Below are 25997 nucleotides of genomic sequence, written 5' to 3'. Positions count from 1 at the left end.
CATTCAGGTGCGGAGATCGGCAGAGAAGGGCACCTGTTCTTGCTAGCCTCCGCAGCACGTGAGCAACGCGAGGGGAGCCGGGACGCCGCAGCTGGTCCGCGCGTGGGGCGTGGGGGACTGCGTCCTCTTCGTCGTCGGGTCGATGGTCGGAACGGGGATCTACCTCTCGGCCGGAAACGTCGTCCGGAAGATCCCGTACCCGTCCTGGATCCTCCTCGTCTGGCTCGTCGGAGGCTTGCACGCTCTCGCCGCAGGCCTCACGTACGCCGAGCTCGGAGTCCGCCGGCCGGGCGCCGGCGGGCCCTACGACTACCTCCGCGAGACGTTCGGCGACCTCACCGCGTGGCTCTTCACCTGGGCGTTCTCGTTCGTCGTCATGACCGGCGCCGGGGCCGCTCTCTCGACCGGGCTCGCCGAGTACGTCGGGGCCTTCTTCCCGGCGCTCGGGACCCGCGTGCCCGCCTTCTCCCTCGGGCCGCTCGACGTCTCGCGCGGGCAGCTCGTCGCCGTCGCCCTCTGCTTCGCGGCGACGGCGTGGAACATGCTCGGAATCCGCGAGGGAGGGACGCTCAACAACGTCCTGACGGTCCTGAAGATCGGCCTCCTCCTCGCGTTCGTCGGCGCGGGTTTCGCCGCCCCCGCCGCGAAGCTGCCGCCGGTCGAGGCCTTCGCGATGCCGTTCTCTCTCCCGATCCTCGCCTCGGCGGGGGCCGCGCTCGCGGGAGCCCTCTGGGCGTACGACGGCTGGGTCGGCCTGTCGGCGCTCGGCGCCGAGGTGAAGGACCCCCGGAAGGACATCCCGGCCGGGCTGTGGGGCGGGGTTCTCGTCGTCGCCGGTCTCTACCTGGCGGCCAACCTCGTCTACCTCGCGGCGGCTCCCGTGTCCGCGCTCGGCGCCTCGCCCCGGGCCGCCGAGACGGCGATGCAGGCCCTCTTCGGGCCGGGCGCCGCCCACTGGCTCAACCTGGCAATTCTCGTCTCCATCGCGGGCTCGCTCGTCGCCAACATCATCCCCGGTCCGAGGGTCGCCTACGCCGCGGCCGTCGACGGCCGCCTGCCGCCGAGGTTCGGGAGCCTTCACCCTCGCCACGCCACCCCGGCCTTCGGGCTCATGGTCCAGGCGCTCATCGCCGCCGCGCTCGTGCTCTCGGGAACGTTCGACGGGCTCGTGGCGACCGTCGCCTCGTTCGGCACGTTCTTCTACGCGCTCGGCGGCGCCGCGATCTTCGTCTACCGGCGTCGCGAGCCCGACGCCGCCTGGAAGATGCCCGGCTACCCGTGGGTCCCGGCCCTCTACGTCGGCTCGTCCGTGGTCTTCGCGGTGACCATCGCGATCGATGCCCCGAAGGACGCCCTGCGCGGCGCCGTCGTCCTGGCGGCGGGCGTCGGCGTCTACCTCTGGGAGGGGAGGCGGCAAAGGGCGCGGAAGCCGGCCTGAACGGTCGCGTGCCGATCTAGACTCGATCGTTCATGCGGCCGCGCCTCCGCTTCCTCGACGACGCCCTCGCCGACCGGATCCTCGACGAGGCCCGCTCCGTCCTCGCGACGCTCGGCGTGGAGCTGCACGACGCCCAGGGGCGCGACCTCCTCGTCGCGCACGGCGCCACGGTCGCGAGTGGCGGAAAGAGGGTCCTCATTCCGGCGGACCTCGTCGATCGCGCCCTCGCGACGGCGCCGCGCGCGTTCGCCCTCTACGACGTCCTCGGGAACGCCACGCACGACCTCTCCGGCGAGAACGTCCACTTCACGCCCGGCTCGGCGGCGATCCGCGTCCTGGACCCGGCTACCCGGGTGCTTCGCGAGCCCGTCACCGCGGACTACGTGAGGTACGCGAAGCTCGTCGCGGGCCTGCCGCACCTGGCGGCCCAGAGCACGGCGTTCGTCCCGTCGGACGTCCCGCCCGGAATCTCCGACAGCTACCGGCTCTTCCTCGGCCTCCTCCACTGCGAGAAGCCTGTCGTCACCGGGGCGTTCTCCGCCGAGGCCTTCCGCGTGATGCTCGACCTCCAGCTCGCCGTCCGCGGCACGCCGGAGGCGCTCCGCACCAGGCCCCTCGCCGTCTTCACCTGCTGCCCCACGTCGCCGCTGGCGTGGAGCGAGGCGACGGGCCGCAACCTCCTCGACTGCGCCCGGGCGGGAGTCCCGGTCGAGATCGTCGCGGTGCCGCTCGCCGGCTTCCTCTCCCCGGTGACGCTCACCGGGACGCTCGTCCAGGGGGCCGCCGAGAACCTGAGCGGCGTCGTCCTCCACCAGCTCGCCGCGCCGGGAGCGCCGCTCCTCTGGGGCACCTCCGCCGCCGTCTTCGACATCCGCTCGGAAGGGGCCGCGACCGGGGCGATCGAGACGGCGATGCTGACGTGCGCGATGGGGGAGCTGGGCAAGCGGCTCGGTCTGCCGACGCAGGGCTACGCGGGTGTCTCCGACGCCAAGGAGCTCGACGCCCAGGCGGGCCTCGAGACCTCGTCGGGCGCGCTCCTCGCCGCGCTCTCCGGGATCAACAGCATCTCGGGGCCGGGCCTCCTCGACCTCGACAACGGATTCAGCCTCGAGAAGCTCGTCGTCGACCACGAGATCTGCGGGATGGCGCTTCGACTGTCGCGCGGTATCGAGCCCCGCGACGACTTTCCCGCGCTGCCGCTTCTCGGCGAGCTCCTCGCCGAGAAGCACCTCCTCATCGCGCGCCACACGCGGCGTCACCTCCGCAGCGAGATCACCTTCCCGGGGCCGGCGATCGACCGGTCGAGCGAGGCCCGGTGGCGCGAGGACGGCGGAGAAACGGTGCTCGCGCGGGCCGCCCGCGAGGTGGAGCGGCTCGTCGCCGCGTGGATCCCGTCCCGGCTGCCGGACACCGTGAAGCGGGATCTCGCCGGGGTGATGGAAGCCGCAGCGAAGCGGGCGGGGCTCGACGGGCTTCCGGCGCGGGGCGACGCGTGAGAAGGGTCCTCCACATCGACACGGCGGACATCCTCCCGTCGAGGCGCCGGGTCCTGCTGCGCGTCGGCGTCCCGGTGGACCGGATGCCCTCGTCGCGAACCCTCGCCCTCGTCAGGGAGGCCGTCGGCCTCTTCGTCGACGAGGCCCGGCCCGTCGGCGTCTTCGAGGAGATCTCGATCGAAGCGCTTCTCGCCATCCACCGGGACGCGCGGCCGCCGGGGGAGGAATCCGTCCTCGAGCGGGTGGCGCCGCAGGCGAAGCATCTCGCGCTTTTCGCCGCCACCGTTGGCGAGCCGGTCTGCGCGCGGATCCGCCAGCTCTTCGACGAGGGAGACGCCCCGCTGGGGTACCTCCTCGACGCCGTGGCCTCGGAGGCGACGGCAGCTCTCGCCGAGGAGCTGGGAGACGCGTTCCTCGACGATCGGCGCGGTCCCGGACTCGCCGTCCTCGCCTACAGCCCGGGGTACTGCGGCTGGCCCGTGACGGGGCAGCGGGCCCTCTTCGCGCGTCTCGAACCTGGTGACGCCGGGATCTCTCTCGGGGAGAGCGCCCTGATGGCGCCGGTGAAGTCGGTCTCCGGCGTCCTCGTCGCGGCGCCGCCGGCGGCCCACCGCTTCCGTCCCGACTTCGCGTTCTGCGAGGCCTGCACCGACCGCACGTGCCTCGCAAGGATGGCCTCGCTCCGGTCGCCGGCGGGGGATGCGCCCGCCGAAGAAGAGGCCTCGTGGACCTCCTGAATCAGCTCGCCGAGGACCTCCGCCTCGGTGAGGACGACGCCGTCCGGGCCGGGACCCAGGCCGCGCTCGCCGCGGGCGTGGCCCCCGGGGAGATCCTCCGGGAGGGCCTTCTCGCCGGGATGGCGGTCGTCGGCGAGGAGTTCGGACGGCGCGAGATCTTCCTCCCAGACGTCCTCCTCGCGGCTCGCGCCATGCAGGCCGGCATGGAGATCCTGAAGCCGCACCTCGCCAGCGACGGGGCCCCACCGGCCGGCCGCGTCGTCCTCGGGACGGTCCAGGGGGACCTCCACGACATCGGCAAGAACCTCGTCGGCATCCTTCTCCGCGGGGCGGGGTGGGAGGTCATCGACCTCGGCACCGACGTCCCCGCCGCGCGGTTCCTGGAGGCGGCGGAGAGCTCCGGGGCGCGCGTCATCGGCCTCTCGGCCCTCCTGACGACGACGATGCCGCGGATGGCCGAGGTCGTCGCGCTCCTGCGGGAGCGCGGCCTCGCCGGGCGGGTGAAGGTGGTCGTCGGGGGCGCGCCGGTGACGCAGGCTTTTGCGGACGAGATCGGGGCCGACGGCTGGGGCTTCGACGCCGAGAGCGCGGTCCGCAGCGTGAAGACTCTGATGGAGAGCGTATGAGTGTGGAGCCCTTTCTCGAGCGGCTGCAGCGCGGACCGGCGATCCTCGGCGACGGCGCCTGGGGAACGATGCTCTTCGCCCGCGGCCTTCCGACCGGAGATGCCCCGGAGCGGGTCTGCCTGGAGCGTCCCGAGCTCCTGACGGAGATCGCCGCGCTCTACCTCGAGGCCGGCGCCGAGGTCGTCACGACGAACACGTTCGGGGCGAACCCCGAGAGGCTCGGCCTCCACGGCCTTGGCCCCGATCTCGAGGAGATCTGCCGTGCGGCGGTCTCGGCAGTGCGGCGGGCGGTGGGGGAGCGGGCATGGATCTCGGGCTCCATCGGTCCGACGGGAGTGCTCCTTTCTCCCCTCGGCAGCCTCGATCCGTCCGTCGCCCGCGCCGGTTTCGCCCGCCAGGCCGCCGCGCTCGCCGCCGCCGGCGCCGACCTCCTCTGCGTGGAGACGATGACCGACCTCGCCGAGGCCGAGCTCGCCGTCCGCGCCGCCCGCGAAGCGGCCCCCGCTCTGCCCGTCGTCGCCACGATGTCGTTCGAGGCGACGCGGCGGGGTTTCTTCACCGTCATGGGGGTCACGCCGGCGAAGGCCGCCGCGCGTCTCGAGGCGGCTGGCGCCAGCGCCGTCGGAGCCAACTGCGGCGACGGTGACACGATGGCCGGGATCGCACGGGAGTTCCGCGCGCACTGCGCCCTGCCGATCGCCGTCCGGCCGAACGCCGGACTCCCGACGATCGCGTCCGGCGCGCTCGTCTACCCGGAGACGCCGGAGGCGATGGCGGCCCGCGTTCCCGGGCTGCTCGAGGCCGGCGTCGCGCTCGTCGGCGGCTGCTGCGGGACGACGCCCGAGCACGTCCGCGCTCTCTGGGAAGCGCTCGGCCGAAAGGTATGAAGGAGTCAGAGTGATGAACCAGGCCCCGCCCGAGATCACCTGGAACCGGTCAGCCGGGTGGCCCGGCGTCCCTCTGCTCATCGTCGTCGCCGTCCTCGCGGCGTCAAGCCTCGCACGCGCCATGGAAGCCTCGACCGTCGGGGTGAACGCCGGAGTCGCCGAGGCCGCTGCTCTCTACGACCTCTGGGCCGCCGAGCAGCTCGCCTACAACGGCGTACCGGGGGTCGTGGTCGGCGTCGTGACCCGGGACGGGCTCGCCTGGGCGAAGGGCTACGGCACGACCGACCTGGCGGGCGGCGTCCCGCTCACTCCGGCGACGCGATTTCGCATCGGGTCGGTGAGCAAGGTCTTCACCGCGACGGCGATCCTGCAGCTGCGCGACGCGGGGAAGCTCCGGCTCGACGACCCGGTGGTGAAGCACCTCCCCTGGTTCAAGGTGCCGAACCCGTTCCCGACCGCGCCGCCGATCACCGTCGAGCACCTCCTGACCCACACGTCGGGCCTCTCGCGCGAGGCGCCCTTCGACGCCTGGACGACCCATCAGTTCCCGACGCGCGAGGCGCTGCGCGCCGCGATGCCGCGGGTCACGGTGATCTCGCCTCCCGGGAAGACCTACCGCTACTCGAACCTCGGCGTGGCGCTTCTCGGCGAGATCGTCGCGGCCGTCTCCGGTGAGAGCTGGGCCGGCTACGTGCGCGCCCACATCACCGCCCCGCTCGGAATGACCTCGACGACCGGCGCGCCGACGGCCGCCGAGATCGCCTCTCTCCCGCGGCAGCACCGCCGGAAGCAGGCCGACGGCAGCCGCGGGACGCTCGACTACTACGAAACCGGCGCGATCGCCCCGGCGGCGGCGATCGTCTCGACGCTCGAGGACCTCGCCCGCTTCGCCGCGTTCCAGCTCACCGCCGACCCCGCCGGCCCCCCGGCCGGCGGAGCTCGGATCCTCTCCGGGCCGACGCTCGCCGAGATGCACCGTCCGCATTTCGTCAACGCGAAGTGGACCGGCGGTCGCGGCCTCGGGTGGGGCGTCTCGCGCCGCGACGGACGCACGTACGTCTCCCACGGCGGCTGGATCGGCGGCCACCGCGCCGACGTCCTCCTCGACCCCGAACGCGGCCTCGCCGCCATCGCTCTCACGAACGCCGACGACGCCAGCCCCGGCTTCTTCGCCCGACAGGCGCTCGCGGTCGTCGGCGGCGCCGTCGCGGCGTCCGGGGCCGGACCCTCCGCGGCCCCGGCACCGCCCGACCCCGGCTGGAAGCGCTACGTGGGCACCTACACGGATCCCTGGGACTGGGAGATCGAGGTGCTCGTCCTCGACGGCGCCCTCGCTCTCTACGAGCACTCCTACCCTCCCGAGGAAGCCGCGGAGGATGCGGTCAGCCGTCTCGCCCCCGCCGGCGAACACACCTTCAGGCTCCCCGACGGTGAGACCCTCCGCTTCGAGCTCGACGCGACGGGCAAGGTGACGAGGATGTACAGGCGATCGGACTACTACCTGCCGAAGGGTGCTGCCAGGTAGGAAAGGGAAGCTCCGAAGCCGCTGGCCGCCGCTCTGGTCGCTATGATGCCGAGCGGGGGTTGCCGCATGCGCGCACGTGTTCCTCGCCCGTTCGTCCTCTCGGCTGCCGTCGTGGCGGCCCTCGTTGCTCTTTCCGCTTCCGGCGCCGAGACGCCGCCGAGCTGGGACCTGCCGGCCGCCGACGTGCAGAAGGTCCTCGCGAGGGCGGGCGGAGCGGACGCCTTCCCCGGCGCCGCCGTCGTGACGGTCTTCGACCGCCGCGAGGTCGTGGTCGAGGAGAGCGGCATGGCGCGCACGGTGCAGCACACGCTCGTCAAGGCGCTCACGGCCGCCGGCGCGCGGCAGCTCGCCGTCGCCGAGCTCTCCTACGACCCGATGTCGGCCGCCGTCGAGGTGCTGCTCTGCCGCGTGCTGACCGCCGCGGGAGGCGTGCGCGACGTGGACGTCGCCGGCGTCCAGGACCATCCCGACACCCAGGGGACGATCCTGTGGAACGCCCGCCACAGGCTGGTGCCGGTCGGGCGGCTCGACGTGGGCGACGCGGTGGAGCTCGTGACCCGGCGGGTCGGCTTCACCTACGCGCTCCTCGACGGTGACGAAGGGTCTGCGGAGGCCCGGTTCGTCCCCCCGATGAAGGGCCACTTCTACGACATCGTGCCGTTCTTCGCGCCCAACCCGGTCGTCGAGCAGCGCTACCGGGTGACGATCCCGGCCGCGAAGAACCTCCAGTACCAGCTCTTCATCGGCGGCGCCGAGGTCGAGGACCGCACCGCCTCCGGGATGCGCACGGTGACGGTCACCCTGAGGGGCTGGAAGCCGTCGGAGCCCGAGAAGAACATGGTCGATTGGCCGGACGTCGCGCCGAAGCTGCTCCTGACGACGTCGCCCGACTGGCAGGCCAAGGCGGTCTGGTTCCACGGCGTCCAGGAGGACGCGAAGGCCTTCGCGGTGACGCCCGAGCTCAAGAAGGTGGCCGACGAGGTGACCGCCGGGCTCGAGCGCGCCGACGACAAGGTCGCCGCGCTGACCCACTGGGTCGCCGAGAACATCCGGTACATCGGCCTCCACATGGGCGAGGGCGAGGGCTACACGCTGCACCCCGCGGCGATGACGCTGCGGGACCGGGGCGGCGTCTGCAAGGACAAGGCGGGGATCCTCACCGCGCTGCTGCGCGCCGCCGGGTTCGAGGCGTACGCCGGCATGACCATGGCGGGCGAGCGGATCGAGAAGATCGCCGCCGACCAGTTCAACCACTGCATCACGGTGTGGCGGCGCCCCGACGGTGCGGCGCAGCTCCTCGACCCGACCTGGGTGCCGGGCGCCCGCGAGCTCTGGTCGAGCCGCGAGCAGCAGCAGGAGGTCCTGATGGGGCTGCCCGAAGGGGCGGACATCATCACGACGCCGATCTCGCCCCCTTCCGACCACCCGCTGGGCTTCACCGTCCGCTCGACGCTGCTCGCCGACGGCACCCTGAAGGGGACGCTGCGGCTCACCGCCGACGGGCAGTCCGACTCGGGCCTGCGCCGTCCCTACCGCGGCCGCACGCGCACGCAGTGGGCGGCGATCGACGAGGGGCTGCTGGCGGCCGTCGACCCGCGCGCGGTCGTCCGCGTCACGTCCCGGACCGACCCCGACGACCTCAGGGTGCCGTTCACGATCGAGGCCGAGTTCACGATCCCGGGCTACGCCCGCGTCCTCGACGACGGCGCGCTCCTCCTGACGCCGCTCGCGGCGCGCCACCCGGTCGGGGTCGCGGCGCGCGCCGAGGAGATCACGCTGCCGCTCAAGCCGAAGGAGCGGAAGTACCCGGTCCGGATCGGCTGCTCGAAGGTGGTGCGTCTCGACGAGCGCATCACGCTTCCGGCTGGCGCGAAGGTGGAGGGCCTCCCCGACGACGCGAAGCTGGACGGCGCGGGGAGCCTGCAGTCGACCTGGAAGCACGCCGGGAGCGAGCTCGTCGTCAGCGAGACGCTCACCCTCGACCGCCGCATCTTCGCCCCCGAGGAGTGGCCCGCGCTGCGGGCCGCCCTCGAGTCGTTCCGCAAGCTCGCCGAAACGCCGCTCCTCGTCAGGCCGGCCGGCAAGGGAAAGGGGAAGGCGTGATGCGCAACCCGGTTCGCTCGGGATTCGTCTTCCTCTGCGTCCTCCTCGCCGGGGCCGCGATCGCCGCGCAGCCGCAGGTCGTCACGAAGGCCACGGCCCCCTCCGCCAACGCGCCGAAGGCGTTCGCCTTCCCGGGCGGCCCGGACGCCGAGGCCCTGCTCCTCGCCGACCGCTACACGCTTCGCGCGGACGGGGCCGTCGTCCACGAGCGCACGCTGCGGATGAAGGTCAATTCCTCGCTCGCCATCAACCGCGACTTCGGCGAGAGCCGGATCGTGTGGGACCCGGCGGTCGAGACGTTCGAGGTGCTCTACAACCGCACGGTGCGGCCGTCCGGCGAGGTCGTGGAGGGGCCGGCCAACGCGATCGTCGACGAGCTGCCGCCCGGGGTCCACAGGAACCCCCTCTGGAGCAAGCTGCGCCGCAGGGTGATCGTGCACACCGCGCTCGAGCCGGGCGCGGTGATCGAGGCGTCGTGGCGCGTCACCCGTGCCGCTTCCACGCAGGCCGGGATGACCGTCGCCGAGCCGCTCGCCTTCGCCTTCCCCGTCGCCCAGCGCCTCGTCGAGGTCGAGGCCCCGGCCGGCGTCGAGCTCGTCGCTTCGGCCGCCGCGGAGGGCGGACCGGCGGCAGAGTGCACGACCACGGGAGCCAGCCGCACGTGCCGCTGGAGGCGCGAGAGCGTCGCCGCGCTTCCCGCGGAGCCCGGCACGCCCGCGCGCGTGGAGTTCGAGCCGTACGCGCTCGCTGCGGCGGGATCTCCCGCGGGAAAGGGCTGGGCCGCGGACGAGCTCCAGCGGCGCTGGGACGCGGCCGGACCGGTGCCCGCCGGCGCGATCGAAGCGGTCCGCAAGGCGGTCGGCTCCGAGCCGGATCGCGAGCGCGCCCTCCTCGCGGCGCTGACGGCCCTCTCCGACGCCATCAACGTCTCGGGCGCGCTCCCCGCGTCGCACACGGGCTGGGCCATTCACCCGCTCGCCGCCGTCTGGGCGGCGGGGTGGGCGTCGCCGCTCGAGATGGCGGCGCTCCAGGCGCGCGTCCTCGGCGAGCTCGGCTTCGAGGCCCGTCCCGGCCTCCTCCTGGCCGGCCCGCAGGCCGGCCGGGCCCCGGGTTTCGCGCTCCACGACCGGGCCGTCCTGCTGGTGCGGTTCGGCGCGGGCGACGATCGTCTCTACGACCCGGCGGAGCCGAAGGCCGAGACGCCTCTGGAACGCCACCTCGACCGCGCCCACCTCGTCGTCCCGGGCGACTCCGTCGATCTCGGCGCGCTCGCCGCGCCGTGGCGGCGCCGTCTCGTGGCTTCGCTGAAGATCGACGAGAAAGGCGGCGTCAAGGGTGAGCTGGCGCTGACGACGATCGGCGGCGCCACGCCCCACGTGGGGCTGGTCCGCGACCCGCAGAAGCTCGCGGAACGGCTCGCCGGCGGACTGATCGAGGGCGCCAAGGTCACGAGCGCCCGCACGACGCGGCTCCAGCGGGGCGAAGCGTCGCTCTCGGCGTCATTCGAGGGCGCGCTGCCCGAGAAGAACGCGCGCGGCCTTCACGCCGTGACGCTCGCCGGGGTCCCCGGCGGCGTCACGGACGAGCTGCCGCCGCTCCCCGGCGCCGGCCGGCTTTCGCCGATCGCGCTGCCCGGCCCGGGCAGCGAGGAGCTCGAGGTCACGCTCGACCTGCCCAAGGGCTGGACCGTCGCGACGCCGCCGAGCTCGGCGAAGGTCGCGAACACCCTGGGGGAGGTCGCCGCGAGCGGTACCTCCGGAGCCGACGGCAGGGTCGTCGTGCGAAGGAGCATCTCCCTCGCCACGCGCAGCGCGCCCGCCGCGGACGCGGGCAAGGCGAGAGAGCTGCTGGTCGCCTGGAGCTCGCCAGGTTCGCGCGTGCTGCTGCTCCGGCCGCCCGCCGGGAAGCCGTAGGACCCAGGACCGGCGTCCGGCCCCGGCCGTACGGCCGGGACCGGACGCTTTCATCGGGGTTCGGCAGGTTGGACCGGCAGGGCAGCCCAGGCCCGCACGCGCTCCTCGACGAACGGGAAGAACGGGTTCCAGGTGAGGCGCATGAGCTGCTCGACCGGGACCGTGAGGACGGCGCGTTCGCCCCGCGGCTGAAGCGTCCCGAGCTGGACGGGGAACGGGTCGTCGAGCGCGGGCTCGCTGCCGTAGAGGGGATCGTCCGGCGGGAACGGCAGCGCGACGTGGGAGAGCGAGTAGACCCCGTCAGGCCACGAAAGGCCGAGCGGGCGGACCCCGGCGTCCTCCCTCCCCGCGGCGACGTTCCGCTCGACGACCTCTCGTGTCCCGGCCGCGGCGTTCGTGACGACGGTCAGGCGGTAGGGCCGCGGGCGGCGCGGGAGAAGCCGGTCGAGGCGGCCCTCCTCGCGGCGCCTCAGGAAGGGCCTGACGACGGAACTGCGGTTCACGTCGAAGACGACGAGCTCGCTCCCGTTCGAGCCGAGCCGGTCGTAGAGGTCGCGGACGGTGGAGTCGGTTCTCACGGTCGCGTCGACGAGCGAGACGAACGTGAGGATCGGAGGGAGGCCTCCGATCGTCCTCGTCTTCACGGCGCGCGTCGTCTTCGCCCGGATCGCCTTCGTGAGGGCCGCGGTCTGCGTGGCGGCGTTCACCGGGAAGGAGACGTACTTGAAGGGGATGTACTCCGGCATGACGTCGAGCCAGCGGGACGTCTCGAAGTACGGGAAGACGCCGAGGAGCCCGAAGACGCGGGCGAAACCCGCGGCGCGCCCGACCCCGATCATCGGCGAGACGAGGACGAGGCGGTCGGCCTTCGGGAGCTTCGCGCCGTCGAGGACGTCGAGGGCGTAGTCGACCGCGAGGGCCCCGCCGTTCGAGTAGCCGACGATGTGGAAGGGAGCCCCTTCCCCGGCGCGGGCCTTCACGTGGCGCGCCCCGACGCGGACGGCCGCGGCCCAGTCGGTCCAGTCGGTCCGGGTGAGCGCGCCCGGGACGGTCCCGTGACCCGGCATCCGGAGGGCGAGGGCGTAGAACCCCAGGTCGCGGTAGATCTCCGCGAGGCGCCGCATGCTGTACGGCGCGTCCGTGAGGCCGTGGACGAGGAGGACCCCGCCGCGGATCCGCTCGGGGACGAGCTCGAACGTCCTGTTCCAGTCCTTCGGGAGCCGCGAAGGCGAGAGCGGCCCGTCGGGCCAGTAGCGGTTGGCGGGCTCCCGGTCCCCGGGGGCGATCACGGACTCGACGCGGGTCCGCACTTCTTCGAAGACGATCTCCTCGCGCGCGAGGTACTGCCGGATCGAGAAGGCGTCGTCGAGGTCGCGGGCGGTCACCTCCGAGGCCGGAGCGACCCTCTGCCACGGCTTCAGCGGCCCCATGTGCCGGGCGTCGAAGGCCCGGACCAGGACGATCGTGGCGAGGACGACGGCGGCGGTGGAGACGAGCCCGATGGCGGTCCGGCGGAGGCGGCGCAGGATGTTCATTCCGGCCCGCTCACGGCGCGAGGAGCGGCAGGACGAGGGGCAGGCGGGCGAATCTCGGCATGGAACGACCTCCGGCGCTCGCCGGGCGAGGCGCGGAGGGAGCATAGGCGAGGGCCGTGCGAAGGCGCTGACGGGTATCCTCGGCGGCCGGGTGCAGAGACGAACGCTCTTCCGCGTGCTTCTCCTGTCGGGCCTTCTCGTGGCCCTGTCGGGCTGCGCGACGGCGCTGCGCCTGCGCTACCGGCCGGCTCTGACTTCGCCCACGGCCGACCCGCTCGCCGCCTTCACCCTCGCGTCCGGGAACGAGCCGGTCGGGGGGAACACCGTCCGGCCCCTCGAAAACGGCGACGGCACGTTCCCGGCGATGCTCGGCGAGATCGCCTCGGCCGAATCGAGCATTCACCTCGAGGCCTACATCTACCGCGACGGCGTGATCGGCCGCCAGTTCGCCGAGGCGCTGGCCGAGCGCGCCCGTGCCGGCGTCGCCGTCCGGCTGCTCGTCGACGCCATCGGATCGTCCGGGTTCGGGGAGGCGAACGAGAAGCTCCTCCGAGACGCCGGCGCCACCCTCGTCTACTTCCGGCCGATCGGCGCTTCGACGCTCCTCAAGGTGCACCTCCGGACGCACCGGAAGGTGCTGATCGTCGACGGCCGGGTCGGCTACGTGGGCGGGATCTGCATCGACGACGACTGGCTCGGCGACGCCGACCGGCCGACCCGCTGGCGGGACACGGTCGTGCGCGTGGAGGGCCCGGTGACGCGCCAGCTCCAGTCCGCCTTCGGCCGCGCCTGGCTGGAGGCGACGGGCGAGCTGCTGGCGGGCCGGGCGCTCTATCCCTCCAACGGGAGCGCCGGCGAGGCGGTGTGCCAGGTCATGGATTCCACCCCCGGCTTCGATTCGAACCCGGCGCGCCTCTCGTTCCTCGTGGCGGTCGGCTCCGCCACGAGCCGGCTCGACATCACGAGCGCCTACTTCGTCCCGGACGGCCCCGCCAAGCGCGCGCTCGCCGACGCGGTGAAGCGGGGCGTCTGCGTGCGGGTCCTCCTGCCGGGGCCGCACACCGACATCCCCGCCGTGCGGTACGCCGGCCGAAGCGACTACCACGATCTCCTCGAGGCCGGCGTCGAGATTCACGAGTACCAGCGGTCGCGCCTGCACGCCAAGACCCTCGTCGTGGACGGCAAGTGGGCGAGCGTCGGGTCGTCGAACCTGACGAACCGCTCGTTCTCGTGGAACTACGAATCGAACGTCCACGTCTTCGACACCGGGTTCGCGGCGGAGATGGAGCTGATGTTCGAGCGCGATCTTCAGGAGTCCCGGCAGATCACTCTGGCCGCGTGGAAGAAGCGCTCCCTCGGACAGAAGTTCCTCGAGTGGATGTACGGTCTTCTGCGGTCGCAGTACTGACCGTCCCTCCCTCGATCCGGAGGAGCTTGCCCTGGACGAGCGCTTCCGCGACCCGGTGCCGCGCGTCCGCGACGATCCGCCCGAACGTCGCCCTCGAGACCCCCATCCGCGCTGCCGCCTCCTCGTGGTAGAGCCCCTCGAGGTCGGCGAGCCGCAGGGCCTCGAGCCCGTCGAGTCCGAGGACGACCTCTTCGAGGAGACGTCCCGGGATCCCGGCGGGCTTGAAGATTCCGGCCGGAGGTTCTCCGGCGATCCGGCGGCAGCAGCGCGGACGGGGCATCGGTTGCTTACGGGGGGCGGCCCGCCCCCTACTTGCTTCCGCGGGTGAAGAGGAGGTCGAGGTCTTCCTTCAGGCTCTGGAGGTCCTCCTCGTGCTCGACCTCCTGCTCGAGGATGGTCAGCGCCAGGTTGTACGTGACCATGTCCTTGTCCTTGGTGGCGTCCATGAGCTTCTTGTACGTGTCGATGGCGCACTGCTCTCCGGCGATGTTCTCGTCGAGGAGGACGGCGACGTACGGGTCCTTCGGGGCGTCGTAGGCGCAGGGGCTCTGGGCGAACCACTCCCGCGGGTCGAGGACGGGCGTCCCGCCCAGCTGGATGATGCGGCCGGCCAGGAGCGTCGCGTGGCTCAGCTCCTCCGTGGCGTGAATCGTCAGCTCCGCGGCGATCGCGTCCTTCATCGGCCCCTTGATGAGCTTCGCCCCGAGCCAGTACTGGTAGTACGCGAGCCACTCGCTCGCGTAGGCCGCGTTGAGCATCTTCAGCAGCGTGTCGACGTCGATCCCGACGATCTCGCGTCCTCTGGTTCCCATCGTTCTCTCCTTCGTGTCGAGCGCCGGCCCGGCGGGCGGACCGGCTCGACGGGTGAGCATATGCCCGTGCGCCGGGGATGGAAACCCCGGCAGCGCGACGAGGGGCGGGCCGGGGCGGTCGTCCTCTGCGTCATCACGAAGGAGCAGGCCCGCCGGCGCGGGACGGGGCGCCGTGCCCGTGATCCCGGACACGGAAAAAGGCCCGGGGGCCGAAGCCCCCGGGCCTTCCTGGACGGTCTCTCGAGGGTGCGCTCAGCTCTTCGGGGCAGCCGGCGCTTCCGCCTTCTTGGCGGCGTCGGCGGCGCACTTGGCCTTCTCTTCAGGCGTGCACTTCTTGCTGTCCTTGCAGGTGGCGGGGTCGCACTTCTTGTCGGCGGCGGTCGCGCCTTCCTTCTTCGCGCAGCACGTGGTCTTGCTGGCGTGACCGGCGCAGTCGGCGGCGAGGGCGGCCGGGGCGGCGAAGAGGGCGAAGGCGAGGGCGAGGGAAGCGATCTGACGCATGGAGGACTCCTTGGTTCTTTCGAATCTCGTGAGGTGAATCGTGCCGGCTCGCGCCGTTCACGGTGAGTTTCGTCGTGCAGGAGAAGGAGGTGCGGTCCGCTCTCGCGGCGCGGGGGACGAGCGGCCCCTCGCCGCGCCGGTCAGTTCCGGAACGTGCAGGCCAGGAGCCGGGGAGGAGGGGAAGCCTCTCTCACGGCCGTCAGCCGGACCGCCGAAACGGCGCGTGCCGGACCCGCCTCGACCGTCTCCGAAGCCGAGGTCGTCGACTCGGGGGAGCGGGAGTCCCGGGACTCGGGCGACGCCTCACCCGGGGGCAGGGCGGCGAGGGCGCAGCAGGTGGCCGTCCGCGATGGGGCTGCAGGCGCCGGCGACCGTCCCTCTCCGGGGCAGGCCGGGCAGGCCGGCGGTGCGCTCCGGGGGCAGCAGCCCGCGGGCATCGCCGCCGCCGGTGCGGCGCAGATCGCCTCCGCCGACGACGTCGCGACGAGAGGCAGGAGCCCCGTCACGAGTACGAGGGCGAAGAGCGATCTCATCTGGAAGGCGTGCCGGAGAGGCATCGAGAACATCCTATCGAAGATCCGTGCCAGGGGGCCGACCCGAACCGTTAGGATCCGCGGACCGCAGCCGGATTGCCGCGGTTTCCGAAGGAGCCGGCATGAACGAGCGTCTCTCGAGCACGACCTATCTCGTCCGTCGCAAGGTCTTCACGCTGGCCGGAGCCGCGTTCCACTTCTACGACGCTGAGGGCCGGCTCGTCCTCTATTCCAAGCTCAAGGCGTTCCGTCTGAAGGAGGACATCCGCCTCTTCACGGGGGAGGACATGAGGGAGGAGCTGCTGGCGATTCACGCGCGGAAGGTCCTCGACATTTCCGCGACCTACGACGTGACGGACTCGCAGACGGGGGAGAGAGTCGGTGCGATTCAGAGGAAAGGGATGCGGTCGCTCCTGCGCGACGAGTGGGTCCTCCGGGACGCCGCCGACCAGGAGATCGGCCTCGTCCGCGAGGACTCGATGGGCCTGGCGCTCCTGCGCCGGTTCCTGACGAACCTCGTTCCCCAGAGTTTCGACATCGAGGTGATGGGGGAGAAGGTCGCCACCGTGAGGCAGGACTTCAACCCGTTCGTCCTGAAGCTGACGGTGGACTTCTCCCGGGACCCGACCGGGCTCCTCGACCGGCGCCTGGGGCTGGCCGCCGTCCTCCTGCTCTGCGCGGTCGAGGGGCGCCAGGGCTGAGGGCGGAGGCCGCAGGAGACCTCAGCCCGAGCGCCCGCCGGTCTTCGCGTCCTTCGCGGTTCGGGCCGGGGCGGCAACGGGTTTCTCGATGAGCCGCCTCTCCACGGGCGAGGAGAGGACGATCGACGTCGACGTCGTGCCGAACGGGGTGAGACGGTCGATGAGGGCCTCGAGGTGGGCCACCGTCGCGACGGCGGCCTTGATCGTGAACGAGTCGCCGCCGGTGCCCCGGTGGCACTCGATCACCTCCGGCAGGCCCCGGACGAGGGTCGTGACGCGCGGGAGGACGTCGCCCACGACGTTCAGGCGCACGATGGCCAGGATCGGCAGGCCCAGCTTCTTCGGGTCGACGTCGGCCCGATAGCCCGTGATGACGCCGGCCGACTGGAGATTCCTCACGCGTTCGGCGACGGCGGGGGTCGAGAGGCCGACCCGGCGGCCGAGCTCGGAAAAGCTGAGTCGGGCGTCGAGCTGGAGCTCCCGGAGAATGGCCCAGCCCTTCGCATCGAGGAGCTTACTGGTCGGAAGCACTTTCTGACAAAACTCCTGCCATATGTTAAACGAATCTGCTGAAAGCCTTACGTTTGGAATTCTCCGGGACGGTCGCCGTCACTACGATTCCCCGTGACAGGAGGACGAGACGTGCCGCCCACCACACCTCTCCACGAACCCCACAAGATCAAGACCGTCCGGCTGATCTCCTTCCCGACCCTCGAGGAGCGCAAGAGGAACCTCTCCCGGGCGCACTTCAACACGTTCAACCTGGTGCCGTCTCAGGTCGCGTTCGACATGCTCTCGTACGGGACGAGCGCGATGAGCCAGGACCAGATCGCCGGTCAGCTCGTCGGCGACGAGGCCTACGCCGGGGCGCGCAACTTCGACACGCTCGTCGACGCCGTGAACCGCGTCCTCGGCCACACCTACGTCTGCCCGACGCACAACAGCCTCGGGGCGATCAAGCTCCTCGTCACGACGATCATCCCGAAGAGCTCGCTCGTCCCGAGCAACGCGATCGGCCGCGTCGACGTCTGGACGCCCCGCGCGATCGAGATCGCCGACGTCCGCGACCGCTACGAGCCCGTCTTCACCGGCAACGTCGACGTCCCGAAGCTCGATTCGCTGCTGTCCCAGCAGAAGGCCGCCGTCGTCCTCCTCCAGTCCTTCGCCGACGGGCAGCACCCCTTCAGCCTCGCGAACCTCCGCGCCGTCCGCGCCACGGCCGACCGGCACGGCCTCCGCCTCGTCCTCGACGTCTCCCGCGTCATCGAGAACGCCTGGTACATCCAGCGCCACGAGGCGGGGCAGGCCGAGCGGTCGATCGCCGACATCGTCAAGCAGATCGCCAAGACGGCCCACGTCGTCCTCCTCGACGGCGCGCAGGACCCGAAGTCGAACACGGGCGGCCTCCTCGCCACCGGACAACCCGGCCGACCACGAGCACTTCATGAACGAGGTCGTCCTCTACGAGGGGCTCCACACGTACGGCGGCATGGCCGGGCGGACGATGGAGGTCTTCGCGCGCGGCCTCTCCGAGATGTGCGCCGAGGACGAGGTCCAGTGGGTCATGCACCAGACGGAGCGCTTCACGGCGCGCCTGCGCGAAGGGGGCGTTCCCCTCGAGCGGGGCTGCGACGGCGCCTACATCAAGGCCGACGAGTTCCTGCCGCACGTGGCGGACGCGTTCCCCGAGCAGGCCCTCGCGGCCGCGCTCTACCAGTCGGCCGCCGTCCGCACGGTCGTCCCGGGGCGAAAGGGCCACGACCACCTCCTCCCGGTCCAGATCCCGCGCCTCGCGATGACGAACTGGCAGCTCGACCAGGTGGCCGACGCCGTCATCTCGCTCTTCCGCCAGCGCGAGAAGGTCGCCCCCCTCGACGTCGAGGCGGACAGCCCCTGGAACGACCAGCTCCGCTTCCGGTCGGTCTACGCCGACCTCGCCACCTACGAGTTCGACTGCTACCCGTTCGTCATCCACACCGTCGAGCCGATCGGGATGACGACCCGCGAGCAGCGCGAGAAGGCGGTCCGCGAGGCGGGGTGGAACACGTTCCTCCTCCGCTCGGCCGACGTGACGATCGACCTCCTGACCGACTCGGGCACGACGGCGATGTCGACCGAGCAGTGGGCCGCCTACGACGGCGCGAACGCCACCCCCGCGACGAGCGAGGCGTACCACCGCTTCGTCGACGCGATGCGGGAGATCTACGGCTACCAGTACATCCTCCCGACGCACCAGGGGCGCGCGGCCGAGCACATCCAGAGCGAGGTGCTCATCAAGCCCGGCCAGTACGTCCCGGGGAACATGTACTTCACCACGACGAAGGCCCACCAGGAGCTGCCGGGCGGCATCTTCGTCGACATCATCGTGGACGAGGCGCACCAGCCCGAGAGCGAGTTCCCCTGGAAGGGGAACATCGACATGAAGAAGCTCGACGCCATCGTGCGGGAGCACGGCGCCGCCAAGGTCGCCTACATCTCCTTCGAGCTTTCCGTGAACATGGCCGGCGGCCAGCCGGTCTCGATGGACAACCTCCGCGAGGTCTACGCCTACTGCCGCCCGAAGGGGATCCCGGTCCTCTTCGACGCGACGCGCGCCGTCGAGAACGCCTACTTCATCCAGAAGCGCGACCCGCGCTACGCGGACACGCGGATCCGCGACATCGTGCGCGAGATGATGGCCCACGGCGACGGCTGCACGGTGTCCGGGAAGAAGGACTTCCTCATCAACATCGGCGGCCTCCTCGCCTTCAAGGACAACGCCGAGTGGGCGCGCCTCGCCGAGGAGAAGCTCCGGATCTACGAGGGGGGCGTCCACGACGGCGGCCTCCCCGCGGCCGACCTCGCCGCGATGGCCCGCGGCGTCGAGGAGATGCTCGACGACCGCTACATCCGCACCCGCGTCGAGCAGGCCGCCTGGCTCGCGGCCCGGCTCGTCGAAGCCGGCGTGCCGGTCGTCGCCCCCACGGGGAGCCACGCGGTCTTCGTCGACGTGAAGCGCTTCCTGCCGCACGTCGACCAGGACGAGTACCCGGCCCAGCGCCTCGCCTGCGAGATCTACCTCGAGACGGGCGTCCGCGTCATGGAGCGCGGCAACGTCTCGAAGGGACGGGACAAGAACGGGAAGAACTACCGCCCCGCGCTCGAGCTCGTCCGGCTCACGATTCCGCGGCGCGTCTACTCCAACGAGCACATGCGCGCCGTCGCCGACGGCATCGCGCGGCTCTACGAGCGGCGCAACGAGATCAAGGGCCTCAAGTTCGTCTACGAGCCCCCGGCCCTGCGCTTCTTCCAGGGGCGCTTCGAGCCCCTGCCCTGACCCTCCCTCCTCCTTCGAAGCGCGGGCGGGGTCCGACCCCCCGCCCGCGCGGCCGCGCGATGAATCGTCTCGAGACCGCGAGACGTGTGTCAGAAGACGTCGCGAGACACGCCAGGCACACGGTCGCCGGCACGGGATGGTCGCTCGGGCCGGTGGTCCTGGCGGTGCGCGGTCATTCGCCACGCGGCACGACGCTTGCGTTCCACTCGACAGGAGACGAAATGGCGAGCGAAGGAACCAGCAAGGCGCGTTGGAGAATGCTCGTCATCGACGATTCCTCGTTCGTCCGGAAGCTGACCAAGGCGGTTTTCGAGGAGATCGGCTTCGAGGTCCTGACGGCGGCGGACGGCACCGAGGGCGCGCGGCTCGGGCTCGACGAGCTGTTCGACGTGGTCGTGGTGGACGGAGTCCTTCCGGGCCTCACCGGGCCGGACGTCTGCAGGAAGCTGGCGGCTCAGCCGCCGGAGCGCCGCCCGATCATCGTCTTTCAGTCGATGACGATGAACGACTACGCGTCGCGCCAGGCGGCCCTTTCCGCCGGGGCGAACATCTGCCTGCCGAAGGAGGCGCTCGGAAACAACCTGGTGGACTGGGTCCGGCAGATGCTGGACGCACGCCAGGTGACGGCGACCGCGGCCTGATGGGCCGAACCGCGGCACCGCCCCAGCCCCGGTCCGCCCGGAACCCGCGAGGCGGGGCGACCGGTTCGACTTCCTATTGCGACAGAACCGACTCGATCAGGCGCTCCAGCTCGGCTTCGCCGACCCGGGTCGGAGCGTAGAAACGGACACGGCCCTTCTCGTCGACGAGGGCGTACGTCGGAGTCGCCGAGGCGCCGTAGCGGACCATCGTCTCCGTGTCGACGGGGACGCTCACGCCCTCGAGGCCCGGATAGGCTTCTGCGAAGACCTTCCGGACGTGCGCCTTCTCTTCCGCGGGAGTGGCGTCCTTCTTCGCTTCGACCGAGCCGTAGAGCCGGGTGGGTGCCACGAGAACGAGGCCTCTCTTTGCGTACTTCTCGCGAAGGCGCGCGAGCTTGGCCGATTCGGCCTTGCAGTCCCCGCACCAGCTGGCCCAGAAGAAGAGAAGGACGGGACGGCCGGAGAGGTCCGCGATCCGAACCGGCGGGCCGGAGAGGGTTTCTGCGCCGAGGATCTCGGGAGCCAGCTCACCCTCGAGGGTCAGGATGTTGAGGTTCTTCCGGATTCTCGACCTGAGGGCAGTGTCCTTCGCGAGCGCCAGCTGGCCGTCGAGAAACCGGATCGCGGCGCCCCGTCCTCCGCTGGCGAGAGTCAGCTTTCCCTCGACTTCGATCGCGGCGCCGAGGGGAACGATCGTCTCCGGGGCTTCCCCGCGGATCTCGCGCCGCAGCTCGCCGACCCACGCGGCCGCTTTCTCACGCTTCCCGAGCATCTCGGCGCCGCGCGCGAGCCAGCCGACGGCGTTCAGGTACTCGGCATCGACGCCCTTCGAGAGCCGGTAGGCTTCGACCGCGGCCTCTCCACTCGACAGGTCGGCGGCGGAGAGCTTCGAACGGACGCCCTGGACCAGCTCCGCGGCTCGCACCGGGCCCGCGACGGGGACGACGGAGAGGAGCGAGGCCAGGGCCACCCGGAGGCGAACGGACAGATTTCGGCGACGTTGCATCGACGACCTCCTCGGTATCTGCCTGATCGGCAGGCAGGGCCGGGGTAGCGAGGGGCATGCCAGTGGAGGGGTGGGCTCTATAGTAGAAAATCAAGACCTGACCCCGGGCTCCGGGAGGGTCGCTATACTCGAATGATGAGAATGAAGCCGCTCCTGGCCGTCGCGCTCCTGGCACTCGGAAGCTCCTCTCTCGCCCTCGCCCAGCAGGGCCTCCCGGGCGACTGGGAGAAGAAAGTGGCCGCCGTCGTCCCCGAGGCGGAGCGGGCCCGGAACGTGTCGGAAGCCGGACGAAAGTACGACGCGACGCGGCAGGCGTCTCTCGACGCCATGAAGGCGTCGGCGGAAGAGGTGAAGAAGGCCTTCTTCAGCCAGGCCTCGTCCGTGGGCGAACGCCAGCTCTCCGTCGGCCTGCTCAGGGACGACCGCCGGAAGGCCGCGATGGCGGCCGTCGACGCGCTCTTCCGGGTGCGGTACTTCGTGTCGAAGAAGGAGTGGTCGCAGATCTGGCCCGAGGGCTACTTCGCTCCCGCCGGGCTGCCTCCTCTCATGGCCGGCAGGGTCCAGAAGGCGCTTCCGTCCGTCGTGACGGATCCGGCTCGCCTGAAGCAGGCGGACGGGGTCGCGGCGACCCTGACGGCGGCCGCGAAGAAGGACGAGTCGGCCCGCCTGAAAGCGACCGACAAGTTCTGGAAGCTCCTCGAGAACTACGATTCCCGGCGCGACGAATTCATCGACCTCGTGAACACGCTGGAGGAGACCCAGGTGAAGGCGGACGACGCGCTCGTCGGCTCCTCGGGCGAGCTGCAACGGATCCTGACGCCCGAGGAGTGGACCGCGCTCATGCGCCAGCTCTCCCCGGCGCCCTGACGGCGCAGGGCTGCACCCCGCGAGGCGGCGCGAATGCGGACGTTCCTATAATGGAAAATCAAGACCTGACCCCACGCTTGGTTCTCGTCGTCGCACTGGCTCTGGCGGGGCCGGCGTCGGGACAGGAGGCCGTTCCCCGGGGCGCGGTGACGGAGGCCGGTTCTGCCGCGGCGGTGGACACGAAGCCCTTCGAGCAGGTCGTCAAGCTCTGGAAGGCGGGGCTCTCGGAGGAGTTCCTCCTCAGGAAGGTGGAACGGGAGCCGGTCGTCTACCGGCTGTCGACCGACGACATCATCGCGTGCAAGGCGGCCGGGGTCCCGGAGTCGATCATCGAGGCGATGATGAAGACCGAGGGCCGGGAGGCGCGCGGAGCGGTGCCCACGGCACCGCCGGCGGCTGCCGCCCCGCCCGCGCCTCCCGTCGCGCCGCCGTCGGGGGCCGAGCTCGCGTGGGACGGCCTCGTCCGGCGGAGCCCGGGCGTCGTCCTGTTCCGGAATCCCTGGGAGCCGGGAAGCCTCTCCTTCCGGGGGGGGACGCTGTCCTGGCGCGCCACGGGAGACGCAACGAAGAACCTCGACCTGGCGGCGTCGGCGATCCGCGAGCACTTCCTCGTCTGTCCGAAGGACGCCTCCTCCGACGAGGCCTGCTTCGAGTGGGGCGTGAAGACCGCGGACGCCGAGTTTCGCTTCCGCGACGCGGCCTGGCAGCGCAAGGACAGCGCGAGGCCCCGGGAGATGTTCGCGTTCCTGGAAGCCCTTCATCCCGGCCTCGCGACGGCGCGGTATCGGGTGGAGAAGAAGAAGTAGACCGGCCCGCGTCGGTTCCCGGCTCAGGGAACGGCGGCCGCGAAGGGAAGACCGATGGCGGCGATCTGCGAAGAACGGGTGAAAAGCGCCGAGGGCGCCCAGGGCGCGCTTGCCCGGGCAAACAACCCATGTTACACCTCTGCCGTGCCGACGCGACGGACGCGCCCTCCAGCGAACGACGGACCCCGCTGGGGAGTCGAGCTGACGCGCATCGAGACGCTCCGCCTCCGCGAGGTCCTGAAGCTCGCCGGCCTGTCCACCACTTCAGCCCGCGTCGCCGTCCTCTGGGGCCTCCAGCGAGCCGGCGGCCCCTCCACGCTGGCCGAGGTGGCCGAGCAGTTCGGCAAGATGGGCTGGACGCGAACCGCGATTTCCAGGGCGATCAACGACCTCGTCGGGGCGGGCCTCCTGACGAGGGAGACCGTAGCCGGCCGCGGCGTACAGCTGCTGGTGGCCGCCACGGAGCCTCAGCTTCCCGACGGGACCGAGTATTACCTCTGCGAGGGATGCTCGGTGAACGAGTGCCTCGAGGATGCCCACGTGATCGGCGCGGGGCCCGGGAGCGGTCCGAAGGCGCTGCCGAGGGCCAGGGTCGACGAGATGGTCAGCGGGCTCTGCACCCGGCGCGAAGAGCGCGAGCAGACGCTTCTTCCCGCCCGGGCGCGCTCAGCCGAAGAGTGACACCGCGGCGAGGCCGCTAGCAGATCCGCGGGAGCTGGTCGCCCGTCAGGAGGTCGACGACGCGCCGGCCGCCGACGCGGCTCTTCAGGACGACCCTCCCCGGGTGCTCGTCCGTCACCTCGCCGACGATCGCCGCCTCCGCGCCGTAGCGGTGGGCGCGCAGCAGGGCGAGCGCCTGGTCGGCACGGTCGCGGGCCACGAACGCGAGGAGCTTCCCCTCGTTGGCGACGTAGAGAGGGTCGAGCCCCAGGATCTCGCAGGCGCCGCGGACCTCCTCGGCGATCGGGAACGCGGTCTCCGTGATCGACACCCCGGTCCCCGCGGCCTTCGCGATCTCGTTGAGGACCGAGGCGACGCCGCCGCGGGTCGGGTCGCGCAGGACGTGGACGTCGCCGCCGAGGGCGTCGAGGAGGCTCGCGACCATTCCGTGGAGCGGCGCGGAGTCGGTCTCGACCGTCGTTCCGAACTCGAGCCCTTCGCGCAGCGCCATGATCGCGATGCCGTGCTGGGCGATCGCTCCGGAGACGAGGATGACGTCGCCGGGCCTCGCCCTCCGCGGCGAGATCTCGATGCCGTCCGGGACGAGGCCGACGCCGGAGACGTTGACGAAGATGCCGTCGCCCTTTCCGCGATCGACGACCTTCGTGTCGCCCGTGACGATGGAGACGCCCGCGGCCTTCGCCGCCTCGGCCATCGACCGGGTGATCCGCCAGAGGTCCTCCATCGGGAGCCCCTCCTCGAGGATGAGCGCCGAGGAGAGGGCGAGGGGCCGCGCCCCGCACATCGCGAGGTCGTTCACGGTGCCGTGGACGGCGAGGGAGCCGATGTCGCCGCCCGGGAAGAAGTAGGGGCGGACGACGAAGGAGTCGGTCGAGAAGGCGAGCCGGCCGGCCGGGACGGGCAGGACCGCGCCGTCGTGCATCTCGGAGAGCGCGGCGTTGTCGAACGACGCCGCGAACATCTTCTCGACGAGCATCTGGGAGAGGCGGCCGCCGCCGCCGTGCCCGAGGAGGATGTTGGGGGTGTCGGAGACGGGAACGGGGCAGGAGAGCGCCAGGAGCTTCTCGCCGAGGTCGTCGCTCATCGCTCTCCCCCGATCCTCACTCGCGGCCGTAGGAGTAGTAGGCCGCGCAGGCCCCTTCGGAAGAGACCATCGGCGCGCCGAGCGGCTTTTCGGGCCTGCACTCCCTGCCGAACGCGGCGCAGTCGCGCGGCTTGGCGAGCCCCTGGAGGATCGATCCCGCGATGCAGACCGCGGGCTCCTCTGCGGTGACGGTCTCGACGTCGAAGCGCTTCGCCGCGTCGAACCTCAGGAAGCGTGGGGTCAGGGCGTAGCCGCTCTTCGGGATGACGCCGATGCCGCGCCACGGCCTGTCGCACGTCTCGAAGACCTCCGAGAGGAGCTTCTGCGCGGGCAGGTTGCCGCCGGGCGTGACGCAGCGGGAGTACTGGATCTCGACGCCGTGGCGCCCTTCCTCGAGGGCCGCGAGCGTCATCCGGATGCCGACCATCAGGTCGAGCGGCTCGAATCCGGTGACGACGATCGGGATCCGGTATCTCTCCGCGATCGGGTCGTACTCGTGCGTCCCCATGACGGTGCAGACGTGCCCCGCGGCGAGGAACCCCTTCACGAGGCAGGCCGGTGAGGAAAGGAGCGCCTCCATCGCGGGCGGGACGAGAACGTGCGACACGAGGACCGAGAAGTTCGGGAGGTCGAGCCGTTCCGCCTCGAGGAGCGCGCCGGCGATGGCCGGGGCCGTCGTCTCGAAGCCGACGGCGAAGAAGACGACCTGCCTCTCCGGCAGCTTCTGCGCGAGGCGGACCGCGTCGAGCGGCGAGTAGAGCATCCGCACGTCGCCGCCGCGGGCCTTCACCGAGAGGAGGTCGAGCTCGGAGCCGGGGACGCGGAGCATGTCGCCGAACGAGGCGAACGTGACCTCGGGGCGGCGGGCGATGGCGACGGCCCGGTCGATGAGCTCGAGCGGCGTGACGCAGACGGGGCAGCCCGGCCCGTGGACGAGCGTGACGAGGTCGGGGAGCATCCGGTCGAGCCCGTACTTGATGAGCGTGTGGGTCTGCCCGCCGCAGATCTCCATGAGGGTCCAGGGACGGGTGACGAGCGCGCGGATCGAGTCGGCGACCTTCCGGACGTCCGCCTCGCTGCGGTACTCGTCGACGAATTTCACGAAGCGTCGGCCTTCGTCGGGCTCTCGGGGCCCCCGAGCTCGCCCATCTCCTCGAGCGCCGCCCAGATGTCGTTGGCGTGTTCCTCGTCGATCTTCGAGATCGCGAAGCCGACGTGGACGAGGACGTAGTCGCCGACCACCGCCTCGGGAACGTAGGCGAGGCAGATCTCCTTCGTCACGCCGCCGAAGCTGACGATCCCCATCGTCATGCCGACGGGGCTCTCGTCGATGCGGAGGATCTGGCCGGGAACACCGAGGCACATGGCGACCCCCTTCGGG

At 71.5% G+C, this 25997-nt stretch carries 25 protein-coding genes and 1 pseudogene; 16 read left to right on the top strand and 10 right to left on the bottom strand.

Annotation, left to right across the window (positions count from 1 at the left end; genetic code table 11):
- The first annotated feature begins 58 nt into the window (after nucleotides 1–58).
- The 8 genes from IPN03_23490 (at nucleotide 59) to IPN03_23455 (ending at nucleotide 10725) form a co-directional block, all read left to right on the top strand.
- Nucleotides 59–1438 (top strand): amino acid permease, encoded by a 1380-nt coding sequence (locus tag IPN03_23490; protein ID MBK9376598.1) that lies wholly within the window; start codon nucleotides 59–61, stop codon nucleotides 1436–1438.
- 32 nt (nucleotides 1439–1470) lie between these two features.
- Complete coding sequence (locus tag IPN03_23485; protein ID MBK9376597.1) at nucleotides 1471–2934, top strand: trimethylamine methyltransferase family protein; 1464 nt, start codon at nucleotides 1471–1473, stop codon at nucleotides 2932–2934.
- Nucleotides 2935–3017: 83 nt separating this feature from the next.
- The gene (locus tag IPN03_23480; protein MBK9376596.1) at nucleotides 3018–3671 is read left to right on the top strand and encodes a hypothetical protein; all 654 of its coding nucleotides are present in this window, start codon (nucleotides 3018–3020) and stop codon (nucleotides 3669–3671) included.
- Entirely contained in the window at nucleotides 3659–4297 is a 639-nt protein-coding gene (locus IPN03_23475) for a corrinoid protein (protein ID MBK9376595.1), read from the top strand. Before IPN03_23480 ends, IPN03_23475 begins: the two co-directional genes overlap by 13 nt.
- On the top strand, nucleotides 4294–5184 hold the full coding sequence (locus tag IPN03_23470) for a homocysteine S-methyltransferase family protein (protein MBK9376594.1): 891 nt from the start codon (nucleotides 4294–4296) through the stop codon (nucleotides 5182–5184). The genes IPN03_23475 and IPN03_23470 overlap by 4 nt, the downstream gene beginning before the upstream one ends.
- Nucleotides 5185–5197: 13 nt before the next feature.
- On the top strand, nucleotides 5198–6709 hold the full coding sequence (locus IPN03_23465; GenBank protein ID MBK9376593.1) for a beta-lactamase family protein: 1512 nt from the start codon (nucleotides 5198–5200) through the stop codon (nucleotides 6707–6709).
- 66 nt (nucleotides 6710–6775) lie between these two features.
- Nucleotides 6776–8812 (top strand): DUF3857 domain-containing protein, encoded by a 2037-nt coding sequence (locus tag IPN03_23460; protein MBK9376592.1) that lies wholly within the window; start codon nucleotides 6776–6778, stop codon nucleotides 8810–8812.
- Nucleotides 8812–10725, top strand: coding sequence for a DUF3857 domain-containing protein (locus IPN03_23455; GenBank protein MBK9376591.1), 1914 nt, complete (start codon nucleotides 8812–8814; stop codon nucleotides 10723–10725). The genes IPN03_23460 and IPN03_23455 overlap by 1 nt, the downstream gene beginning before the upstream one ends.
- A gap of 50 nt (nucleotides 10726–10775) precedes the next feature.
- On the opposite strand, the gene IPN03_23450 is transcribed toward IPN03_23455, so the two are convergent.
- On the bottom strand, nucleotides 10776–12260 hold the full coding sequence (locus IPN03_23450) for an alpha/beta fold hydrolase (GenBank protein ID MBK9376590.1): 1485 nt from the start codon (nucleotides 12258–12260) through the stop codon (nucleotides 10776–10778).
- A 151-nt stretch (nucleotides 12261–12411) separates the two neighbouring features.
- Here IPN03_23450 and IPN03_23445 point away from each other — a divergent pair, with 151 nt between their 5' ends.
- A complete protein-coding gene (locus tag IPN03_23445) occupies nucleotides 12412–13668 on the top strand; it encodes a cardiolipin synthase B (protein MBK9376589.1) in 1257 nt (418 codons plus the stop codon).
- Here the strand turns inward: IPN03_23445 and IPN03_23440 are convergent.
- From IPN03_23440 to IPN03_23425, 4 genes are all read right to left on the bottom strand, one after another.
- Complete coding sequence (locus IPN03_23440; protein MBK9376588.1) at nucleotides 13586–13948, bottom strand: DUF134 domain-containing protein; 363 nt, start codon at nucleotides 13946–13948, stop codon at nucleotides 13586–13588. The two genes, IPN03_23445 and IPN03_23440, sit on opposite strands and share 83 nt — an antisense overlap.
- A gap of 28 nt (nucleotides 13949–13976) precedes the next feature.
- Nucleotides 13977–14480 carry a ferritin-like domain-containing protein gene (locus tag IPN03_23435; GenBank protein ID MBK9376587.1) on the bottom strand — a complete coding sequence of 168 codons (504 nt, stop codon included), beginning with the start codon at nucleotides 14478–14480 and terminating at the stop codon, nucleotides 13977–13979.
- A 252-nt stretch (nucleotides 14481–14732) separates the two neighbouring features.
- A complete protein-coding gene (locus tag IPN03_23430; GenBank protein MBK9376586.1) occupies nucleotides 14733–14981 on the bottom strand; it encodes a hypothetical protein in 249 nt (82 codons plus the stop codon).
- A gap of 140 nt (nucleotides 14982–15121) precedes the next feature.
- On the bottom strand, nucleotides 15122–15538 hold the full coding sequence (locus tag IPN03_23425; protein MBK9376585.1) for a hypothetical protein: 417 nt from the start codon (nucleotides 15536–15538) through the stop codon (nucleotides 15122–15124).
- A 98-nt stretch (nucleotides 15539–15636) separates the two neighbouring features.
- Between IPN03_23425 and IPN03_23420 the strand changes: the two genes are divergently transcribed.
- Nucleotides 15637–16215 (top strand): hypothetical protein, encoded by a 579-nt coding sequence (locus IPN03_23420; GenBank protein MBK9376584.1) that lies wholly within the window; start codon nucleotides 15637–15639, stop codon nucleotides 16213–16215.
- Nucleotides 16216–16236: 21 nt separating this feature from the next.
- On the opposite strand, the gene IPN03_23415 is transcribed toward IPN03_23420, so the two are convergent.
- Nucleotides 16237–16746, bottom strand: coding sequence for an Lrp/AsnC family transcriptional regulator (locus IPN03_23415; GenBank protein ID MBK9376583.1), 510 nt, complete (start codon nucleotides 16744–16746; stop codon nucleotides 16237–16239).
- 258 nt (nucleotides 16747–17004) lie between these two features.
- Between IPN03_23415 and IPN03_23410 the strand changes: the two are divergent.
- The 3 genes and pseudogenes from IPN03_23410 to IPN03_23400 all read left to right on the top strand — a co-directional run bounded on the left by IPN03_23410 (nucleotide 17005) and on the right by IPN03_23400 (nucleotide 20172).
- Nucleotides 17005–17655, top strand: a pseudogene (locus IPN03_23410) (hypothetical protein).
- A 355-nt stretch (nucleotides 17656–18010) separates the two neighbouring features.
- The gene (locus IPN03_23405) at nucleotides 18011–19531 is read left to right on the top strand and encodes a tryptophanase (protein MBK9376582.1); all 1521 of its coding nucleotides are present in this window, start codon (nucleotides 18011–18013) and stop codon (nucleotides 19529–19531) included.
- Nucleotides 19532–19590: 59 nt separating this feature from the next.
- The gene (locus tag IPN03_23400) at nucleotides 19591–20172 is read left to right on the top strand and encodes a response regulator (protein MBK9376581.1); all 582 of its coding nucleotides are present in this window, start codon (nucleotides 19591–19593) and stop codon (nucleotides 20170–20172) included.
- A gap of 73 nt (nucleotides 20173–20245) precedes the next feature.
- Here IPN03_23400 and IPN03_23395 read toward each other — a convergent pair whose 3' ends face one another.
- Nucleotides 20246–21178: a TlpA family protein disulfide reductase gene (locus tag IPN03_23395; protein ID MBK9376580.1), complete on the bottom strand. Its 933-nt coding sequence runs from the start codon at nucleotides 21176–21178 to the stop codon at nucleotides 20246–20248.
- Between the two features lie 135 nt (nucleotides 21179–21313).
- On the opposite strand from IPN03_23395, the gene IPN03_23390 reads away from it, so the two are divergent.
- The 3 genes from IPN03_23390 to IPN03_23380 all read left to right on the top strand — a co-directional run bounded on the left by IPN03_23390 (nucleotide 21314) and on the right by IPN03_23380 (nucleotide 23532).
- Nucleotides 21314–22045, top strand: a complete 732-nt coding sequence (locus IPN03_23390; protein ID MBK9376579.1) for a hypothetical protein — start codon at nucleotides 21314–21316, stop codon at nucleotides 22043–22045.
- A gap of 77 nt (nucleotides 22046–22122) precedes the next feature.
- Nucleotides 22123–22851: a hypothetical protein gene (locus IPN03_23385; protein MBK9376578.1), complete on the top strand. Its 729-nt coding sequence runs from the start codon at nucleotides 22123–22125 to the stop codon at nucleotides 22849–22851.
- Between the two features lie 54 nt (nucleotides 22852–22905).
- The gene (locus IPN03_23380) at nucleotides 22906–23532 is read left to right on the top strand and encodes a MarR family transcriptional regulator (GenBank protein MBK9376577.1); all 627 of its coding nucleotides are present in this window, start codon (nucleotides 22906–22908) and stop codon (nucleotides 23530–23532) included.
- A 16-nt stretch (nucleotides 23533–23548) separates the two neighbouring features.
- On the opposite strand, the gene hypE is transcribed toward IPN03_23380, so the two are convergent.
- Genes hypE through IPN03_23365 form a run of 3 tightly spaced genes read right to left on the bottom strand, consistent with a single transcriptional unit; the run spans nucleotide 23549 to nucleotide 25981 of the window.
- On the bottom strand, nucleotides 23549–24616 hold the full coding sequence (gene hypE, locus IPN03_23375; protein ID MBK9376576.1) for a hydrogenase expression/formation protein HypE: 1068 nt from the start codon (nucleotides 24614–24616) through the stop codon (nucleotides 23549–23551).
- 16 nt (nucleotides 24617–24632) lie between these two features.
- Nucleotides 24633–25718: a hydrogenase formation protein HypD gene (hypD, locus tag IPN03_23370; protein ID MBK9376575.1), complete on the bottom strand. Its 1086-nt coding sequence runs from the start codon at nucleotides 25716–25718 to the stop codon at nucleotides 24633–24635.
- Nucleotides 25715–25981, bottom strand: a complete 267-nt coding sequence (locus IPN03_23365; protein ID MBK9376574.1) for a HypC/HybG/HupF family hydrogenase formation chaperone — start codon at nucleotides 25979–25981, stop codon at nucleotides 25715–25717. Before IPN03_23365 ends, hypD begins: the two co-directional genes overlap by 4 nt.
- Nucleotides 25982–25997 lie beyond the last annotated feature (16 nt).

The sequence above is a fragment of the Holophagales bacterium genome (assembly GCA_016719485.1).
Classification (GTDB): Bacteria; Acidobacteriota; Thermoanaerobaculia; order UBA5066; family UBA5066; genus UBA5066.
The sequence above is the reverse complement of the archived record's forward strand: the minus strand, read 5'-3'. Positions and strand labels throughout refer to the sequence as shown.

Bases quoted from the DNA above. Each gene is read 5' to 3' on its own strand.
- IPN03_23380 (MBK9376577.1), top strand. From the start codon at position 22,906: ATGGCGGCGATCTGCGAAGAACGGGTGAAAAGCGCCGAGGGCGCCCAG.
- IPN03_23425 (MBK9376585.1), bottom strand. From the start codon at position 15,538: ATGCCTCTCCGGCACGCCTTCCAGATGAGATCGCTCTTCGCCCTCGTA.
- IPN03_23420 (MBK9376584.1), top strand. From the start codon at position 15,637: ATGAACGAGCGTCTCTCGAGCACGACCTATCTCGTCCGTCGCAAGGTC.
- IPN03_23435 (MBK9376587.1), bottom strand. From the start codon at position 14,480: ATGGGAACCAGAGGACGCGAGATCGTCGGGATCGACGTCGACACGCTG.
- IPN03_23390 (MBK9376579.1), top strand. From the start codon at position 21,314: ATGAGAATGAAGCCGCTCCTGGCCGTCGCGCTCCTGGCACTCGGAAGC.
- hypE (MBK9376576.1), bottom strand. From the start codon at position 24,616: ATGAGCGACGACCTCGGCGAGAAGCTCCTGGCGCTCTCCTGCCCCGTT.
- IPN03_23440 (MBK9376588.1), bottom strand. From the start codon at position 13,948: ATGCCCCGTCCGCGCTGCTGCCGCCGGATCGCCGGAGAACCTCCGGCC.
- IPN03_23485 (MBK9376597.1), top strand. From the start codon at position 1,471: ATGCGGCCGCGCCTCCGCTTCCTCGACGACGCCCTCGCCGACCGGATC.
- IPN03_23465 (MBK9376593.1), top strand. From the start codon at position 5,198: ATGAACCAGGCCCCGCCCGAGATCACCTGGAACCGGTCAGCCGGGTGG.
- IPN03_23460 (MBK9376592.1), top strand. From the start codon at position 6,776: ATGCGCGCACGTGTTCCTCGCCCGTTCGTCCTCTCGGCTGCCGTCGTG.
- IPN03_23470 (MBK9376594.1), top strand. From the start codon at position 4,294: ATGAGTGTGGAGCCCTTTCTCGAGCGGCTGCAGCGCGGACCGGCGATC.
- IPN03_23450 (MBK9376590.1), bottom strand. From the start codon at position 12,260: ATGAACATCCTGCGCCGCCTCCGCCGGACCGCCATCGGGCTCGTCTCC.
- IPN03_23455 (MBK9376591.1), top strand. From the start codon at position 8,812: ATGCGCAACCCGGTTCGCTCGGGATTCGTCTTCCTCTGCGTCCTCCTC.
- IPN03_23480 (MBK9376596.1), top strand. From the start codon at position 3,018: ATGCCCTCGTCGCGAACCCTCGCCCTCGTCAGGGAGGCCGTCGGCCTC.
- IPN03_23400 (MBK9376581.1), top strand. From the start codon at position 19,591: ATGAATCGTCTCGAGACCGCGAGACGTGTGTCAGAAGACGTCGCGAGA.
- IPN03_23395 (MBK9376580.1), bottom strand. From the start codon at position 21,178: ATGCAACGTCGCCGAAATCTGTCCGTTCGCCTCCGGGTGGCCCTGGCC.
- IPN03_23365 (MBK9376574.1), bottom strand. From the start codon at position 25,981: ATGTGCCTCGGTGTTCCCGGCCAGATCCTCCGCATCGACGAGAGCCCC.
- IPN03_23405 (MBK9376582.1), top strand. From the start codon at position 18,011: ATGACGAACTGGCAGCTCGACCAGGTGGCCGACGCCGTCATCTCGCTC.
- IPN03_23430 (MBK9376586.1), bottom strand. From the start codon at position 14,981: ATGCGTCAGATCGCTTCCCTCGCCCTCGCCTTCGCCCTCTTCGCCGCC.